Origin of the sequence: Agrobacterium sp. 719_389 (genome assembly GCF_900188475.1) — a bacterium.
Classification (GTDB): Bacteria; Pseudomonadota; Alphaproteobacteria; order Rhizobiales; family Rhizobiaceae; genus Agrobacterium; species Agrobacterium radiobacter.
In genome coordinates this window covers 102,305-119,528 of sequence record NZ_FYEM01000010.1, presented here as the reverse complement: position 1 = coordinate 119,528, position 17,224 = coordinate 102,305, and the positions used below count along the sequence as shown (strand labels likewise).

At 59.8% G+C, this 17,224-nt stretch carries 14 protein-coding genes; 2 read left to right on the top strand and 12 right to left on the bottom strand.

Annotation, left to right across the window (positions count from 1 at the left end):
* Nucleotides 1-5: 5 nt before the first annotated feature.
* The 7 genes from CFB10_RS18680 to CFB10_RS18650 form a co-directional block, all read right to left on the bottom strand.
* Nucleotides 6-494: a MaoC family dehydratase gene (locus tag CFB10_RS18680; RefSeq protein ID WP_020010027.1), complete on the bottom strand. Its 489-nt coding sequence runs from the start codon at nucleotides 492-494 to the stop codon at nucleotides 6-8.
* A gap of 54 nt (nucleotides 495-548) precedes the next feature.
* Entirely contained in the window at nucleotides 549-2,504 is a 1,956-nt protein-coding gene (gene glgX, locus CFB10_RS18675; RefSeq protein ID WP_026363570.1) for a glycogen debranching protein GlgX, read from the bottom strand.
* Nucleotides 2,505-2,610: 106 nt separating this feature from the next.
* Nucleotides 2,611-4,239 carry an alpha-D-glucose phosphate-specific phosphoglucomutase gene (locus tag CFB10_RS18670; RefSeq protein WP_020010025.1) on the bottom strand — a complete coding sequence of 543 codons (1,629 nt, stop codon included), beginning with the start codon at nucleotides 4,237-4,239 and terminating at the stop codon, nucleotides 2,611-2,613.
* Nucleotides 4,240-4,243: 4 nt separating this feature from the next.
* Nucleotides 4,244-5,686: a glycogen synthase GlgA gene (glgA, locus tag CFB10_RS18665; RefSeq protein WP_020010024.1), complete on the bottom strand. Its 1,443-nt coding sequence runs from the start codon at nucleotides 5,684-5,686 to the stop codon at nucleotides 4,244-4,246.
* A 5-nt stretch (nucleotides 5,687-5,691) separates the two neighbouring features.
* Nucleotides 5,692-6,954 (bottom strand): glucose-1-phosphate adenylyltransferase, encoded by a 1,263-nt coding sequence (gene glgC, locus CFB10_RS18660; protein WP_003508574.1) that lies wholly within the window; start codon nucleotides 6,952-6,954, stop codon nucleotides 5,692-5,694.
* A gap of 21 nt (nucleotides 6,955-6,975) precedes the next feature.
* Nucleotides 6,976-9,183, bottom strand: a complete 2,208-nt coding sequence (gene glgB / locus CFB10_RS18655) for a 1,4-alpha-glucan branching protein GlgB (protein ID WP_020010022.1) — start codon at nucleotides 9,181-9,183, stop codon at nucleotides 6,976-6,978.
* Nucleotides 9,183-11,645, bottom strand: a complete 2,463-nt coding sequence (locus CFB10_RS18650) for a glycogen/starch/alpha-glucan phosphorylase (protein ID WP_081629497.1) — start codon at nucleotides 11,643-11,645, stop codon at nucleotides 9,183-9,185. The genes glgB and CFB10_RS18650 overlap by 1 nt, the downstream gene beginning before the upstream one ends.
* Before the next feature lie 36 nt (nucleotides 11,646-11,681).
* On the opposite strand from CFB10_RS18650, the gene CFB10_RS18645 reads away from it, so the two are divergent.
* A complete protein-coding gene (locus CFB10_RS18645; protein WP_244559876.1) occupies nucleotides 11,682-12,026 on the top strand; it encodes a hypothetical protein in 345 nt (114 codons plus the stop codon).
* A gap of 111 nt (nucleotides 12,027-12,137) precedes the next feature.
* Here the strand turns inward: CFB10_RS18645 and CFB10_RS18640 are convergent, their stop codons facing one another.
* Nucleotides 12,138-12,908: a class II glutamine amidotransferase gene (locus CFB10_RS18640; RefSeq protein ID WP_020010020.1), complete on the bottom strand. Its 771-nt coding sequence runs from the start codon at nucleotides 12,906-12,908 to the stop codon at nucleotides 12,138-12,140.
* Nucleotides 12,909-13,622 carry an aspartate/glutamate racemase family protein gene (locus CFB10_RS18635; protein ID WP_020010019.1) on the bottom strand — a complete coding sequence of 238 codons (714 nt, stop codon included), beginning with the start codon at nucleotides 13,620-13,622 and terminating at the stop codon, nucleotides 12,909-12,911.
* Nucleotides 13,623-13,789: 167 nt separating this feature from the next.
* Here CFB10_RS18635 and CFB10_RS18630 point away from each other — a divergent pair, with 167 nt between their 5' ends.
* Nucleotides 13,790-14,251 carry an Lrp/AsnC family transcriptional regulator gene (locus CFB10_RS18630; RefSeq protein ID WP_020010018.1) on the top strand — a complete coding sequence of 154 codons (462 nt, stop codon included), beginning with the start codon at nucleotides 13,790-13,792 and terminating at the stop codon, nucleotides 14,249-14,251.
* 18 nt (nucleotides 14,252-14,269) lie between these two features.
* Here CFB10_RS18630 and CFB10_RS18625 read toward each other — a convergent pair whose 3' ends face one another.
* From CFB10_RS18625 to CFB10_RS18615, 3 genes are all read right to left on the bottom strand, one after another.
* Nucleotides 14,270-15,253 (bottom strand): aldose 1-epimerase, encoded by a 984-nt coding sequence (locus CFB10_RS18625; RefSeq protein ID WP_026363568.1) that lies wholly within the window; start codon nucleotides 15,251-15,253, stop codon nucleotides 14,270-14,272.
* Nucleotides 15,254-15,403: 150 nt separating this feature from the next.
* Nucleotides 15,404-16,297, bottom strand: coding sequence for an NAD(P)-dependent oxidoreductase (locus CFB10_RS18620; protein ID WP_020010016.1), 894 nt, complete (start codon nucleotides 16,295-16,297; stop codon nucleotides 15,404-15,406).
* 88 nt (nucleotides 16,298-16,385) lie between these two features.
* Nucleotides 16,386-17,141, bottom strand: coding sequence for an SDR family oxidoreductase (locus CFB10_RS18615; RefSeq protein ID WP_003508589.1), 756 nt, complete (start codon nucleotides 17,139-17,141; stop codon nucleotides 16,386-16,388).
* Between the last annotated feature and the right edge of the window lie 83 nt (nucleotides 17,142-17,224).

Here is a 17,224-nt window from a genome sequence, read left to right as displayed (position 1 = left end):
TGGTTTCAGGCGTCTTGCGGCCTGTCCTCCGGATTGAACTGGCTGATGGTGGTCCAGCGTGCAGTAAGCGCCGGTTTTTTTTCGTTTTCGATTTCCACCGTCACGTCATAAGTCGTCATCAGCATGGCGGCTCCGCGAAAACGTGCCTCCGCCAGCGTGAAACGGCCACGCACCCGCGCACCGCTTTTGACCGGCGTGACGAAACGGATGGCATCGAAGCCGTAATTGATGCCCATGGTCTGCTCGCGAATGCGGGGCAGGGCATCATAATTCAGGGCCGAAAGCAGGGAGAGCGTCAGGAAGCCATGGGCGATGGTGCCGCCGAAGGGGCTTTCCGCTTTGGCGCGTTCCGGGTCGGTGTGGATGAACTGTTCGTCCAGCGTTGCTTTTGCGAAGGCATCAATCATCGTCTGGTCAACGGTGATCCAGTCGGAAACGCCCATTTCAGTGCCGACGCGATCCTTCATTTCCGCCAGCGCGATTTCTTTTGTCATGTTACCTCGTCCGCATTGTTTCCCGCGACTTATACGGCTCGTAACGCGAAGGGATCAACTGCGCAGATAAAACACCACCGAGCGGGCGGGCAGGAAGGCGGGATTGCCGAAATCCGTGCCGATGGCGCGCCAGCCATCGCCGGGCAGGGTGAAGGGAACGATCTCGCGGCCGCGATTGATGAGAACGGCAAGCTCGGCATCCTCGCCGGTCTCCCGGTCCGGGGTGGAAAGCAGCATGGCGAAGGCCTGCCCATCCGGTCTTTCCCAGTCTGCTGTCGTCATCGGTTCTCCAGCGGGGGCAAGCCATGTCACGTCGCCCCGGCCGGAGAAGAAGCCTGTCTCAGAAAACACGCCGAAACGTTTGCGTAATGCGCTAAGAAAGGCCGTGTGGTCGATCAGTTCGGGGACAAGCGATGACCAGTTGACCCAGTTGATATCATTGTCCTGGCAATAGGCATTGTTGTTGCCCTGCTGGCTGCGGCCGCCCTCGTCGCCCGCCGTCAGCATCAAGGCGCCGCGGCTGACAAAAAGCGAGGAAAGCAGCGCTTTCACATCCGCAAGCCGGGCGGCGACAATGGCGGGATCATCGGTCAGGCCTTCAAAACCATTGTTCCAGGAATGGTTGTCATTGTGGCCGTCGCGGTTGCTCTCACCGTTCCTCTCGTTGTGCTTGCGTTCATGGCTGACGAGATCGAACAGGGTAAAGCCGTCATGGGCGGCAAGGAAATTGACGCTGCGGCTTCTGGCGCGGCCATGCCGGGAAAAGATCGGCGAGGAACCGGACAGCGCATTGGCCAGCGCTCCGGTCGTGCCGGCATCACCACGCCAGAAACGGCGCATGTCGTCGCGGGCGCGATCGTTCCACTCGAGGAAACTCTCAGGGAAATTGCCGAGCTGATATCCGCCGGGACCGATATCCCAGGGTTCGGCGATCAATATCCGGTCGTAAAGCGCCGGGTCCGAATGCATGGCGGCCAGCGTCTCGCTCGCCATGTCGAAACCGGCGGCCGTTCTCCCGAGCACGGGCGCGAGATCGAAACGGAAGCCGTCCACGCCGGCGCTGAGAACAAAATGCCTGAGGGAATCGATGATGAGCTGGCGAATATAGGGATGGTCGCAGGCAACCGTATTGCCGGTGCCGGTATCGTTGACCAGCACGCCCGGTTTTCCCTGTGGGTGGCGGAAGGCGGTGAGATTGTCGAGCCCGCGCAACGACAGGATCGAGCCCTCGATATCGCTTTCACCCGTATGGTTGAAGACAAGATCGAGAATGACGCCGATGCCTTCCGCATGCAGCATCGCAACCGTATCTCGCAATTCCCGCACGCCGCCGGGGCAGAGGCGCGGATCGAGCGCCATGAAGCCGACGGGATTGTAACCCCAGGCATTGGAAAGGCCGAGAGGCGGCAGGTGGCGCTCGTCGATCCATGCGGTGATCGGCATCAATTCCACCGCATCGACGCCGATTTTTTTCAGGTGTTCGATAATGGCGGGATGGGCAAGTGCCGCGACGGTGCCTCTGATCTCTTCCGGCACATCGGGATGCAATTGCGTGAAGGATTTGACGGCAAGCTCATAAATCAGCCCGCCTTCGGCAAAAAGCGGCTGATGGCGCTTGACCGGCTCATATTGGGAAAGGACCGCCTTCGGCATGATCCCGCCGGTCTCCGCGCCAAAGGCGTAAAGCGCCGGATCGTGCCGGAAGGGGCGGTCGATCTCCGTGGCATAGGGGTCGAGCAGCAGCTTTGCAGGATCGAACCAAAGGCCATGTTCAGGGGCGTAAATGCCGTGAGCGCGAAAGCCGTATCGCGTGCCGGGGCTGGCGTCGGCGACGGTTAATCTGTGAATGTCGTCTTCGCCGCGCACCATCGGCAGGCGCGCCGTTTCTTTTTCGCCGGTTTTATCAAAAAGGCAGAGATCGATCTGGGAGGCATGCCTGGAATAGACCGTGAATTCCGTTCCGTTTTCCATCTGGATTGCGCCTTTGGGGAAAACGGAAGGTATCTGCATGGTCTGTCTCTCCGGGGAATGGTGTTTCTCTTCCAGAACGGAAAAGGGAGGCTAGGCCGAATGAGGGACGCTTTCAGTGCGTCCCTCATGAGCGGGCGACAAGCCCTTACGTAATAACGCTCGGGGCGTTGCGGCCGGTATGGGCCTTGATGCCGGCGATCGTATCGGCAACGGCAATCAGGTCGGAAAGCGCTTCCTGCGTTTCGATGCCATGACGGGCCGCATCCGCCTCGTAACGCTCGACATAAAGGCGAAGCGTTGCGCCCGCAGTACCCGTGCCGGAAAGGCGCAGCACAATGCGCGAACCGCCTTCGAAGAGGATGCGGATGCCCTGATTTTTGCTGACGGACTGATCGACCGGATCGTGATAGGCAAAATCATCCGCCGCCGCGACCTTCAGATTGCCGTAGCTGGTGCCGGGAAGCGTCGCGAGTTTTTCGCGCAGGGTGGCGACCAGCGTGTTCGCCGCATCCGAATCCACTTCCTCATAGTCGTGGCGCGAATAATAGTTGCGGCCATATTCGGCCCAGTGCCTGGTGACGATGTCTTTCACGCTTTCCTTGCGCGCGGCGACGATGTTCAGCCAGTAGAGCACGGCCCAGAGGCCATCCTTTTCGCGCACATGGTTGGAGCCGGTGCCGAAGCTCTCTTCGCCGCAGATCGTCACCTTGCCGGCGTCCATGAGGTTGCCGAAGAATTTCCAGCCGGTCGGCGTCTCATACATGCCAAGGCCGAGCTTTTCGGCGACACGGTCCGCTGCCGCACTTGTCGGCATGGAGCGGGCGATACCGGAAATGCCGGCCGCATAACCGGGGGCGAGTTTGGCATTGGCGGCGATGATAGCCAGACTGTCTGATGGCGTGACGAACATGCCCTTGCCGACGACCATGTTGCGGTCGCCGTCGCCATCGGAAGCGGCGCCGAAATCGGGGCCTTCCGGGCTCATGACATCGTCATAAAGCTCCTTGGCGTGGACAAGGTTCGGGTCGGGATGATGGCCGCCAAAATCCGGCAGCGGTGTGGCGTTGCGGACGGAGCCCTTCGGCGCGCCGAGGCGCTTTTCGATGATCTCGACGGCATAGGGGCCAGTGACGGCGCTCATGGAATCAACCACGACCTTGAAGCCGCCGGCGATGAGCGCGCGAATGGCGTCGAAGTCGAACAGCTCTTCCATCAGGGCGGCATAATCTGCGACCGGATCGATCACCTCGACCGTCAGCTCGTCCACCTTGAAGCTGCCCACCTTGTCGAGATCGATATCGGCGGCGTCAGAGATTTTGTAGCTGTCGATGACTTTCGAGCGGGCATAGATCGCATCGGTGATCTTTTCAGGTGCGGGGCCGCCATTGCCGATATTGTACTTGATGCCGAAATCTTCGGTCGGGCCGCCGGGATTGTGGCTGGCGGAAAGAACGATGCCGCCGAAGGCCTTGTATTTGCGGATGACGTTCGAGGCGGCGGGTGTGGAAAGAATACCGCCCTGACCGACCAGAACCTTGCCGAAACCGGCAGCGGCGGCCATCTTGATCGCCTTCTGGATGACTTCGCGGTTGTAATAACGGCCATCGCCGCCAATCACCAGCGTCTGGCCCTGAAAGCCTTCAAGCGCGTCGAAGATCGACTGGATGAAATTCTCGGCGTAATTTTCCTGGGCGAAGACCGGCACCTTCTTGCGCAGGCCGGATGTGCCCGGCTTCTGGTCCTGAAAGGGGGTCGTCTTGATGGTCTTGATCATTGTTTCAATGGCCTTTCGAAATAAGCTGGCTATATAGCGCGGCGTAAAGGCCGGCGCTCTTTTCCCAGGAAACATCGGATTTCATTCCGAGTTTCTGCATTTGTGTCCACAGTTTCGGGTCGTGGTAATAACGGACGGTCCGGCGGATCGCCTGTTTCAGACCATCAAGCGTGACGGGTGAAAATTGCACGCCTGTCGCCGATTTATTGGCGATGGCGGCATGGTTGGCGTCGATCACCGTGTCGGCAAGGCCGCCGGTGCGGGCGACGACCGGGATGCAGCCATAACGCAGCGCGTAAAGCTGGGTGAGGCCGCAGGGTTCGAAACGCGAGGGAATGATGATTGCGTCGCAGCCCGCCTGCATGAGATGCGAGAGCGGTTCGTTGTAACCGATGGCAACGCCGACGCGGCCATGGTGGCGGGATGCCGCCGCCAGAAGCGCGCCTTCCAGCGCCACATCGCCCGCGCCAAGCACCACGAGACGGCCGCCGAGCGAAACAACCTCATCCACGGCTTCCGCCATGAGGTCGATGCCCTTCTGCCAGGTGAGGCGGGAGATGACGCAGAACAGCGGGCTGTCATCATCATCGATGCGGAAATGTTCGGCGACCGCTTTCTTGTTCAGCGCGCGGTTCTTGAGATTGGCGACCGAATAATTGTCGTGGATCAGATGGTCCGTTGCCGGGTTCCAGACATCGGCGTCGATGCCGTTGACAATGCCGTGCAGCACATGGGCGCGGCTGCCGATGACGCCGTGCAGGCCCATGCCGAATTGCGGGGTGAGGATCTCCTCGGCATAGGACGGGCTGACGGTGCTGAGCGCCGTCGCCGTCTGCAGGCCGCCCTTCAGGAAGCTCACATCATTATAATATTCGATGCCTTCCATGCCGAAGGAATGCGGGGGCAGCGCCAGCTTGCTGAAGATATTGGCGCCGAACTGGCCCTGAAAGGCGATGTTGTGGATGGTGAGAAGGCTCGGAATCTCAGGCGTTTCGGCATAACGCATATAGACCGGCGCCATGGCGGCCTGCCAGTCATGGGCATGCACCATATCCGGCCGCCAACCGGGAAGAGCGCCGGCGGCAATGCGGGCCGCTGCCAGCGACAGCGCCGCGAAGCGCTTCCAATTGTCTGGATAATCCTTGCCGGTCTGGTCGAGATAGGGGCCGCCGGAGCGCTCGTAATAGGCGGGCGCATCGAGAATGAGGAGATCGAGCCCCTCATGCCGCACTTCGAGCACATCGGCTTTTTCGCCGAGCAGATCGGCAAATTCCAGACATTTGACGGGGTCCGTCACGGCGGCTTTCACCGCCGGGTATCCGGGTATCAATGTCCGCGTCCTGACGCCAAGGGCTTCTAACGCGATGGGGAGCGCGCCGGCAACGTCGGCGAGCCCTCCGGTCTTGATCAGGGGATAGATTTCGGATGAAACCGAAAGGACATTCATGGGCTCTACAGGTCCAGCTTGTCGATCATCGATTGGGTGATAAGGCAGATGCCGTTTTCAGTGCGGCGGAAACGTTTGGCATCCAGTTCTGGGTCTTCTCCTACAATCAGTCCTTCCGGAATGACCACGCCATGGTCGATGACGACATTGCTGAGCTGGGCATGACGCCCGATCTTAACACTCGGCAGTACTACGGCATTCTCAAGGCGGGAGTATGAATTGGCGCGCACGCCGGTAAACAGGAGGCTCCGGGTAAGGGCCGCACCGGAAATGATGCAGTCCCCGGAAACAACCGAAGACACGGCCGAACCGCGGCGGTTCTCATCGTCATGGACGAATTTCGCCGGCGGGGTGATTTCCGCATAGGTCCAGATCGGCCAGGACTTGTCGTAGATGTCGAGATCGGGCACCACATCGGTGAGATCGATATTGGCCTGCCAGTAGGCATCGATGGTGCCTACGTCGCGCCAGTAAGGACCATGCTCGAAATCCGAGCGCACGCAGGAATCGGCGAAGCGGTGGGCGACGGCTTTGCCGTGCTTTACGATATAGGGAATGATGTCCTTGCCGAAGTCGCGGCTGGAGGTCGGATCGGCGGCGTCGCGGCGCAGCGCTTCCATCAGGAATTTCGTGTGGAAGACATAAATGCCCATGGAGGCGAGCGCGAAGCCTTCATTGCCGGGAATGCCTGGCGGATCAGCCGGCTTTTCGATGAAATCGATGATCTCGTCTTTTTCATTCACATGCATGACACCGAAACCGGTCGCATCCATGCGCGGCACCTCAAGGCACCCGATCGTCACGTCAGCGCCGGAATCGACATGCTGCTGCAGCATGTATTCGTAGTCCATTTTATATATATGGTCGCCGGCGAGGATGACCATATATTCCGGCGCATAGGGCTCGATGATGTCGATGTTCTGGTAAACCGCGTCGGCGGTGCCTTCATACCATTGCGTTTCGGAAACGCGCTGGGAGGCGGGCAGAATGTCGAAGCTCTCGTTCCGTTCAGGGCGGAAGAAGTCCCAGCCGCGCTGCAGGTGGCGAATGAGGGAGTGCGCCTTGTATTGCGTGGCGACGCCGATGCGGCGAATGCCGGAATTGAGCGCGTTGGAAAGCGCAAAATCGATGATACGCGCCTTGCCGCCGAAATAGACGGCGGGTTTCGCCCGGCGGTCCGTCAGCTCCTTCAGGCGGCTTCCTCTGCCGCCTGCGAGGACATAGGCCATTGCATCACGCGCCAAAGGCTGAACTCTTTTTTCCGACATGGTGTCCTCCCTCTCTGTCTGTCAGTTTTCCGGTTCGAGCATGATCGTGGCAAGCGGCGGCAGGACGAGCATCGCCCCGATATCGCCGCCGGCATCGACCGCCTGAACGCGTCCGCCATTTCCCTTGCCGCTGCCGCCATAAATTTCGGCATCGGTGTTGAGAATCTCCCGCCACCGCCCCGCCAGAGGCAGCGGCACATAATAATTTTCCCGATAGACCGGGGTGAGGTTGCAGATGACCGCCACCGGCTTTTCGCCGGGCGCCGTGCGCAGCCAGGCGAAGACGGAATTCTCGTGATCATCGACCACAAGCCAGCGGAAGCCGTCAGGTTCGCAGTCGCGGGCGTGCAGTGCGGCTTTGGATCGATAGGTGAGGTTGAGATCGCGCACGAGCCGGCGCATGCCCTCATGCATCGGATATTGGCGCAGGTTCCAGTCAAGCGCGCCCTTTTCGCTCCATTCGCTCCACTGTGCGAACTCCTGCCCCATGAACAGCAGCTTCTTGCCGGGATAACCCCACATGAAGCCGTAATAGGAGCGCAGATTGGCGAATTTCTGCCAGTCATCGCCGGACATCTTGGCGATCAGCGATCCCTTGCCGTGCACCACCTCGTCGTGGGAAAGCGGAAGCACGAAATTCTCGGTGAAGGCGTAAAGCAGGCCGAAGGTCAGTTCCTGATGGTGGAACTTGCGATGCACCGGCTCACGCGCGAAATAACTCAGCGTGTCGTGCATGAAGCCCATGTTCCATTTGAAGCCGAAACCGAGACCGCCCTCGTGGACGGGCTGGGACACTTTCGGCCACGAGGTGGATTCCTCCGCGATCGTCATGACGCCGGGATGGGTGCCGTAGACGAGCGAATTCATCTTCTGCAGGAAGCGGACGGATTCGAGATTTTCGCGTCCGCCATATTCATTGGGGATCCACTCGCCTTCCTTGCGGGAATAATCGAGATAGAGCATCGAGGCGACCGCATCGACGCGCAGGCCGTCGAGATGGAATTTCTCGGCCCAATAGAGCGCATTGTTGATGAGGTAGGACATCACCTCGATACGGCCGAAATTATAGATCGCCGTGTTCCAGTCGGGGTGAAAACCCTGACGCGGATCGGCATGTTCGTAAAGCGCCGTGCCATCGAACCAGCGCAAGCCGTGCTCGTCGGTCGGAAAATGCGCCGGAACCCAGTCGAGCAACACGCCGATGCCGACCTTGTGCGCGCCATTGACGAAACGGGCGAAGCCCTCGGGATCGCCAAAACGGGCGGATGGCGCATAAAGCCCGGTCGTCTGGTAACCCCATGAGGGATCATAGGGATGTTCGGTGATGGGCAGGAATTCGATATGGGTGAAGCCCATATCCGTACAATAGGGAATGAGCTGGGCGGCGAGTTCATCCCAGCTGAGGAAGGTGCCGTCCTCGCGGCGCTGCCAGGAGCCGGCATGCACCTCATAGATGCTGATCGGCTGGCGGCGCTGGTCCACCTGCGCCCAATGTTCCCGGTGGGCCTGATCTTCCCATTTCTGCGTCAGTTCCGGCGCGGTGACGGAAGCGTTCTTCGGCCGCAATTCGGCGCGGCGGGCATAAGGGTCGGCCTTCAGGGGCAGAAGCTCGCCATTGGCGCCGAGGACTTCGAACTTGTAGGCGCAGCCGGCATAGACGTCAGGCGCGAAGATTTCCCAGATGCCGGTATCCTTGCGGAAGCGCATCACATGCCGGCGGCCATCCCAATTGTTGAAATCGCCGACGACGGAAACACGCCGCGCATTGGGCGCCCACACGGCGAAGTGAAAACCTTCGACGCCTTCGAGTTTCAGCGGATGCGCGCCCATTCTGTCGAAGAGCCTGAGATGCGATCCTTCACGGACGAAATAATCGTCCATGGGTCCGAGAACCGGACCGAAGCTGTAGGGGTCGGTCACGGCCCATTCGGCATCGTCACGGCAGGCGCGGTATCGCACCGGCTGGCGCTTTGAAAGATCAATCCGGCCTTCGAAAAAACCATCAGGATCAAGCCGCTTCAATTCACCGGCGAAATTTCCATCCAGCGTGAGGACGGAAACCTCCTCGGCGCCCGGAATGAAACAGCGGGCGGAAAACCCTTCCGGCGTTTCGTGAACGCCGAGAAGGGCAAAGGGATTGGAATGCAAACCGCTCTTGATCGCCTCGATTTCAGCCTTCGTGATTTCGCCAGTCTTTTTCTCTTCGGCCGAATTGAGCGGTTTTTTCATCAGGCTCTCCAGATCTCGGTGGCATATTGGCGGATCGTCCTGTCGGACGAGAACCAACCCATACGCGCCGTGTTGCGCACTGCTTTGGTGTTCCAGCTATCCTGATCGCTCCAGATCGCGTCCACCTTGCGCTGTGCGTCGGCATAGGCGTCGAAATCGGCGGCGACCATGAACCAGTCGCTGTTGTATATGCCGTCGATGAGGGCGGAAAACCGCGAACGATCATCTGGTGAAAACACACCCGACGCGATGGACGACAGAGCCTGCGACAATTCCGCAGACCCTTCGATGATGGCACGCGGATTGTGGCCCTCGGCGCGAGCTTTGGCCACTTCCTCCGCCGTCATGCCGAAGATGACGATGTTCTCAGCGCCGACATGTTCGAGCATCTCGACATTGGCTCCATCGAGCGTGCCGATGGTGAGCGCGCCGTTCAGCGCGAATTTCATATTGCCGGTGCCGGAGGCTTCCATGCCGGCCGTCGAAATCTGTTCCGAAAGATCGGCGGCGGGAACCATGATTTCGGCAAGCGAGACGTTATAGTTCGGAACAAACACCACTTTGAGAAGCCCGCGCACGGCCGGATCGTTGTTGATGACCCGGGCAATATCGTTGGCAAGCTTGATGATCAGCTTCGCGTTGTGATAACTCGGCGCCGCCTTGCCTGCGAAGAACTTAACGCGCGGCACCCAATCCAGTTCCGGGTGGGAACGGATCTGGTCGTAAAGGGCGACAGTCTCAACAAGGTTCAGAAGCTGGCGCTTATATTCGTGGATGCGCTTGATCTGGATGTCGAACATGGCCGAGGGATCGACGCGGATACCCATGCGCTGCGCCACCGTATTGGCAAGCCGCACCTTGTTCAGACGCTTCACTTCGGCGAATTTCTCGCGGAAACCGGCATCGTCGGCGAAACGGTCTAGTGCTGTCAGCTTTTCCGCATCATCGAGGAAATCGTCGCCGATCGCTTCCCTGATCAATCCGGTCAGGCCGGGGTTGCACTGCATCAGCCAGCGGCGCGGCGTAATGCCGTTGGTCTTGTTGTTGATACGATCAGGATAGAGGCTGTGCAGGTCGGCAAAGACCGTTTCCTTCATCAGCTCGGTATGAAGGGCGGAAACGCCGTTGATGGAATGCGAGCCGATGAAGGCGAGGTTGCCCATGCGCACACGGCGCTCGCCGCCTTCATCGATGAGAGAGATGGAGCGGATCTGCTGATCCGCCATCTTCTTTTCCTTGCGGGCGACGAGCAGCGTGTTGGCGTTGATCGCGTAAACGATCTGCATGTGCCGGGGCAAAAGGCGCTCAAGCAGCGGCACCGGCCAGCTTTCCAGCGCTTCCGGCAGCAGCGTGTGATTGGTGTAGGAGAAGGTTCCCTGTGTGATCTTCCACGCTTCCTCGAAATCCAGACCATGCACATCGCAGAGCAGGCGCATCATTTCGCAGATGGAAATGGCCGGATGTGTGTCGTTAAGCTGGATCGAAACCTTGTCGGGCAGCGAGGTGAAATCCGGGTATTGCTGCAGATGACGGCGCAGAATGTCCTGCAGGGATGCGGAGGAAAAGAAGAATTCCTGCCGCAGACGCAGTTCCTGACCGGCCGGCGTCGCATCGGCGGGGTAGAGAACCCGCGTCAGGCTTTCCGCCTTGTTGCTCTCTCGCAATGCGCCGATGTGGTCGCCGGCATTGAAGGCGGCCAGAAGAATGGGGTCGATCGGCTGCGCCGACCACAGGCGAAGCGTGTTGACGCGGGTACCGCGCCAGCCGACGACCGGCGTGTCGTAAGCCATGGCGATGACGCGTTCGGCCGGTTTCCAGACGAAGCGCTGCGGATCTTCATAACCGCCGATCGTCTCCACCGATCCGCCGAAGCCGATTTCATAGGAGCTTTCGCGGCGTTCGAATTCCCAGGGGTTGCCATGCGCCAGCCAGGTTTCCGGCAGTTCTACCTGCCAGCCATCCGCCATCTGCTGGCGGAAGAGGCCGTGCACGTAACGGATGCCGTAGCCGTAGGCGGGAATATCGACGGTCGCCATGGATTCCATGAAACAGGCGGCGAGACGGCCAAGGCCGCCATTGCCAAGGGCCGCATCCGGCTCCAGACCGGCGATGACGTCAAGATCGACGCCGAGCGAGGACAGCGCATCGCGGATTTCGTGCATCAGGCCGATATTGGAGATGGCGTCGCGCATCAGGCGGCCGATCAGGAATTCGAGCGACAGGTAATAAACGCGCTTGGAATTGTTCTGATAGGCCTTGCGGGTGGAGGCCATCCATTTGTCGATGATGCGGTCGCGGACGACGAGGATGGTTGCGGTCAGCCAGTCGTGCGGCTTGGCGACCTTGACGTCCTTGCCGATGCGATAGGTGAGGCGTTCGATGATTTCCGACGCCATGATTTCCGGGTTGGAACTGCGCGGGGCGGGGCGGGGAAGATCGGCGGCGTTTAGATTATTGATCATTGGTCGGTCAGCACCTTGGTGGGAGGAGAGGGTCTGATGAGGTCGATCCGTGTTGCCTTTGCTGATGCCAGTTTATGCATCGATATGGAGGTGTGGCAACAGCATTTTTTGCGGAAAGTTGAACGGCTTAGGTTTATGAAAAATAAGACTTTTTCTTCTGCGTCCCAAGGATCGCCGAAGGCATTGCCGGCCCTTTATCCGCCGTTCCTGAAGAGGTTTGCGTGGTGGTCGCGATGCCGGGCATCGTTCAAAAAAGGGAGAGAGGCTGCAACACTTTTAAATGGTTCACCGGTCCTGAAATCTGTTTCGCTCTATTATCTTGATGCACCGGACCGAAAACCGCGCACATGTTTCGGTCCGATGCTCTGGATCACACACTAGCCTTCGCGGCCGCAAAAATTCAATGAAAATAAATGGGTCGCCGCCACAGCCATATTTGTCTCGCGTGGCGGCGGTGTGAAAACCGGACAACACGGTCGTCGAAGATGATGTTTACGGCAGCAAAAAAGGCTCTGTCGTCATTTCCCCGGCGCGGATCGTCACGCGGGTATTCGGCGGAACGGCGCACCAGGGGGTGCAATCGAAGGAAAAGGGTTCCGAACTCAATGCGATGCCTTCTTCCAGACCGCGCCAGTAGAGCGTCGGCGGCTTGTCATCGCTTGACCAGCGGAAGGCGTGCACACAATCCCCGTCCATCAGCACGGCGCTGAAGCGCAGGGCGGAGGAAACGCCCGCTGCAATCATCTTTTCCTGGCAGAGACGAAGGGCGGTGGAAATGGCGCGCACCGGATCGGCATCAAGGCCAAGGCCGGCGGCGATGAGGAAGATCGCTTCGCTGTCGCCGGTGCCGCGTCGGGATGCATAGATATCATCGGGGATAAGGGAGTCGATGTCGCGCCTGATCTGCTCGTAACCACCGATCTGGCCGTTATGCATGAAGAGATATTGGCCATGGGCAAAGGGGTGGCAATTGGCGCGGGATACTTCGCCTGACGTGGCGGAGCGGACATGGGCCATGAACATGCCCGAGCGAAGCTGGTGGCAGAGCGCCGCGAGGTTGGCATCCGACCAGGCGGGCCTGGTATCACGAAAGACGCCGGGCGTTCCGCGTTCGCCATACCAGCCAAGGCCGCAACCATCGCCATTGACGACGGTTTTCGCTTCCCTTGCGGCCATGGACTGGCTGACCAGTGATGCTTCCGGCTCGATCAGCAGGCTGTCGAGCCAGACGGGTTTACCGGAATAGGCAAAGAGGCGGCACATTCATGCGGCTCTGTCGAAAGCCTTGTTTCCGAGCGCGAAGCCGACGGCGGCCTTCGCGTGAATGGCGGTCGAATCGTAACCCGGCAGCGGCAGGGCATCGGGATCGATCAGCAGCGAAATTTCGGTGCAGCCGAGAATGACGGAATCGACGCCAAGTGCGCGGGCCTTCTCGATGACCGCGAGATAGCGCTCGCGCGAGCAGGACTTGATCTCGCCCTGGCAGAGTTCGCCGAAGATGATGTCGTGGATCGCAGCCCGGTCTTCCGCATCGGGCACGACCACGTCGACACCGTGGCGGCGCATGCGCTCGGTGTAAAAACCATGTTCCATCGTGTAACGGGTGGCGAGCAGAAGCGGCTTGCGGCGTCCATCCGCCTTCAGGGCCGCGGCGGTTTCGTCTATGATATCGATCAGCGCCACGCCGGACATTTTCGCGACGGTCTCAGCGACAAGATGCATGGTGTTGGTGCAGATCAGCACGCAATCGGCGCCCGCATTGGCAAGGCGCGCACCGGCAGCACCCAGAAGGGCGCCTGCCTCATCCCAGCGATCGGCTTTCTGAAGGGTGACCACTTCGGAAAAATCAAGCGAATGCATGACGATATCGGCCGAGACCAGGCCGCCGCGGCTGTCGCGCACGGCCTCATTGATCATGCGGTAATAGGTTGCGGTGGATTCCCAGCTCATGCCGCCGATCAGGCCGATCCGTTTCATAAGAGTTCCCTTATCAAGTTTGATTGAAGATAAGAATGCCACCGCTGCAACGAAAACGGCATGCGTTTTTTGGAGGTTTGCGCGGCAAGGGCGCAAATCTGATGCGCCCTATGGAGAGATAGTGCAAATTTCTTGCGCCATTGCGTTAACCGGTGCATTCTTGGTGGATGATTGACGACCGTGACCGCCGAATCCTTGCGATTCTCCAGGAGAATGCCGAAACGCCACTCGCGGATATCGCTGAGGCGGTTTCCCTGTCGCTATCGGCCTGTTCGCGCCGCATCACACGGCTGCGAACGGAAGGTTATGTGACGGGCACGATGGCGCTGCTCGACCGGCGGAAGATCAACCTGCCGACCACGGTTTTTCTGCTGGTGAGAACGGGCCTGCATGCGGAGGACTGGCTGGACAAGTTCCATGCCGCCGTCAGCACCATACCTGAAATCGTCGAGGTTCACCGGCTGACGGGCAATTTCGACTATATTCTGAAACTCGTGCTGCCGAATGTCGAATATTACGACACGGTCTACAAACAGATCCTGCGCCGCGTGCAGCTTTACGACATGTCCGCCTATATCTCCATGGAGACGGTTAAGCTGTCGTCTTCGCTGCCGACAACGCATATCTGAGGGCTCATCAAGACTTGATCAGCGCGCCGCCTTGAAACGGACGCCAAAGCGGAAGCTTCGCGTCTCGCCGGGTTGCAGGGTAATCGCATCCGCGAGTTCCCGGTGGTTGAAGGCGTTGGTTGGTGTTTCCACGGGTTCAAGCGCGATGGAGCGCCGCCTGTCGCGGGCGAGCGTATCGCCGGTGAAGACATGCATGTGTCCACGCTCCTGCCATACCGTCAGGCTCGAACCGTCGTGCCGGTTTTCGAGCCTCGTCTCGTAAAGCCCGTTTTCGGATGCGATGAGATCGGTGAAGCAGACATCGAGTACATGGCCGGACAGCGGCGCGTAAAGAAAGCGGGTGTCGTCCCGTTTCAAAATTCCGCCCTGTGCGTCTCGAAGGGGGATCAGATCTTCGTCTGTTTCAATCATCGTTCGTGAGGGCAGCGTGAGAAGAAGGTCATCGATAGACGTCGTGCCGGGCAGGCGGAAATAGGGATGCCAGCCGGCGGCGAAAGGCAGGGGCCGGTCGTCGAGATTGACGCCGCGTATGTCGATGGTGACCTCATGGCCGGCGAAGCGATATTCCACCTCGATGGCGAGACGGTAGGGATAACCCTTGAAATCCGCAGGCGATATTTCAGTGCGCAGAACGAGGATGTGAGCGCTGTTTTCCTCAAAAGATTGCGCGAGGGCGAAGGGCAGGGCTCTGGCAAATCCGTGGAAGACGAGCGTTTCATGGGCAAGCACCGGTTCAATGCGGTGCGCCTGCCCGCCAAAACTGAATTGGCCATCCGGGATGCGATTGGTGAAGGGCGCGAGAATGCCGTTTCTCACGCCGTTTTGCGATTGCAGTTCGGCAGGCGTCGAATATCCGTCGACAAGATCTTCGCCTTCTGCGCCATCGGCAGAGATCGGCCGCCAGCTCAGAAGCGTTGCACCCTCATAAGCGATTTCGGCAATGAAACCGTTTCCGGAAACGGTCAGACCGGCAATCCCCGTGCCTGTTGTGGGGGTAGTCATCGGGAAATTGTCCTTTGTATGCATGCGTCTGCGATGATCGGGGCAACAGCCGTGCCGATTCGCCCGATCATCTTCGCTGAAGGACAATTTCGCAATGGCCCGTGGGGGCCGTATCAACAGGCTCCTGCCATTCCATGCCCGTCGGGCAACTCAGTCCGGAAAGGTGCGTTTCGCGCCGCTGAAAAACTCCATCAACGCTGCCTGATCCTCTCCACCCAGCCCGGCCGCTGTCAGCATGCGGTGCACTTCGGCGCAAACCGCCGTCAGCGGCATGGCTGTGTTGGTGCGCCGGGCGAGATCCTGCGCGCCGTTGAGGTCTTTCACCATATTGTCGATGCGGCCGGTGCGGCGATAATCCTTCGCCACGTAACGCGGCATATATTCCTGCAGGATGGCGCTATCGGCGCGGCCGCCTTTCAGCGCCTGCGGGATCTTGGCGGCATCGACGCCGGCATCCAGCGCCAGCTGTGTTGCTTCCGCCACCGCAAGGAAATTCAGCCCGCACAGAACCTGGTTGATGAGTTTCGTCGTCTGCCCTGCGCCGCAGGGCCCCATGTGGGTAAAATTGCTGGCCACATGCCGCAGCACGCGATGCGCATCGGCGACATCCTTTTCGCTGCCGCCGGCCATCAGTGTCAATTGCCCGATGAGCGCCTTCGGCGCACCGCCCGAAAGCGGGCTGTCCACCCAGCGCAGGCCTTTTTCCGCGGCATCTGCCGCCAGTTCCTTGGTCGCTTCCGGATCGATGGAGGACATGTCGATGATCAGCGTGCCGGGCTTCGCCCCCGCCGCGACGCCATTCTTGCCAAAGACGGCAATACGAACGATTTTCGGAGAATTGAGGCTGAGGATCACCACATCGGAAACCGAAGCCGCTTCCGCCGCCGTGCCCGCGCTCTGCGCGCCGAGGCTCGTCAGCGCCGCCACCTTTTCCACATCCAGATCGAAAACCGTCAGCTGATTGCCGGTCTCGATGAGCCGTGTGCCGATCGCGCCCCCCATGGCGCCAGCGCCGATCAGGGCGACTTTGTTCTTCTCGGTCATGGTGTTCACGGCCTCCTCCCAAAGTGTCGTGGTGTCATCGGTTCAAAACCGGATGGCGGCGGCAGCCGGCCATCCGGTTCTAGCGTCTTTAAAGCGAAGCGGTGATGCCGCCGTCGACGTAGAGAATATGTCCGTTCACGAAGGACGAGGCATCGGACGACAGGAAGATGCAGGCGCCGACAAGCTCTTCGACCTTGCCCCAGCGGCCGGCTGGCGTGCGCTTTTCAAGCCATGCCGAAAAGGTGGGATCGGCAACCAGAGCCGCATTGAGCGGCGTGTCGAAATAGCCGGGCGCAATCGCGTTGCATTGCAGGCCGTATTTGGCCCAGTCCGTCGCCATGCCTTTCGTCAGGTTGCCGACGGCGCCCTTGGTAGCGGTGTAGGGCGCGATGCCGGGGCGGGCAAGGGCGGTCTGAACGCTGGCGATGTTGATGATCTTGCCGCGGCCGCGGCTGATCATATGGCGCGCCGCAGCCTGTCCGGCGTGGAACACCGAGGCGATGTTGGTCTGCAGCAGGCGCTCGAAGGCATCCGCCGGAAAATCCTCGAGCGGGGTGCGGTGCTGCATGCCGGCATTGTTGACGAGAATATCGATCGCGCCGACCTCCGCTTCGAAACGGTCGATGGCTTCGCGCACCGCGCCATGATCGGTGGCGTCGAAGGCGAGCGTTTTCGCACCCTTGATGCCGGCGGCGGCGGCTTTCAGTTTCGCTTCATCGCGCCCGTTCAGCACCACTTCCGCTCCGGCTTCCGCCAGCCCTTGCGCCAGCGCGAAGCCGATGCCCTGGGATGAACCCGTGATCAGGGCGCGGCGGCCGGAAAGATCGAACAAATTAAGGCCCACTGTTTCCTCCAGTCTCTCGACATTGCATTCATACAGGTTTATGTTATCGATAACATTCATCCCTTTCAGACGTGGATGTCAAG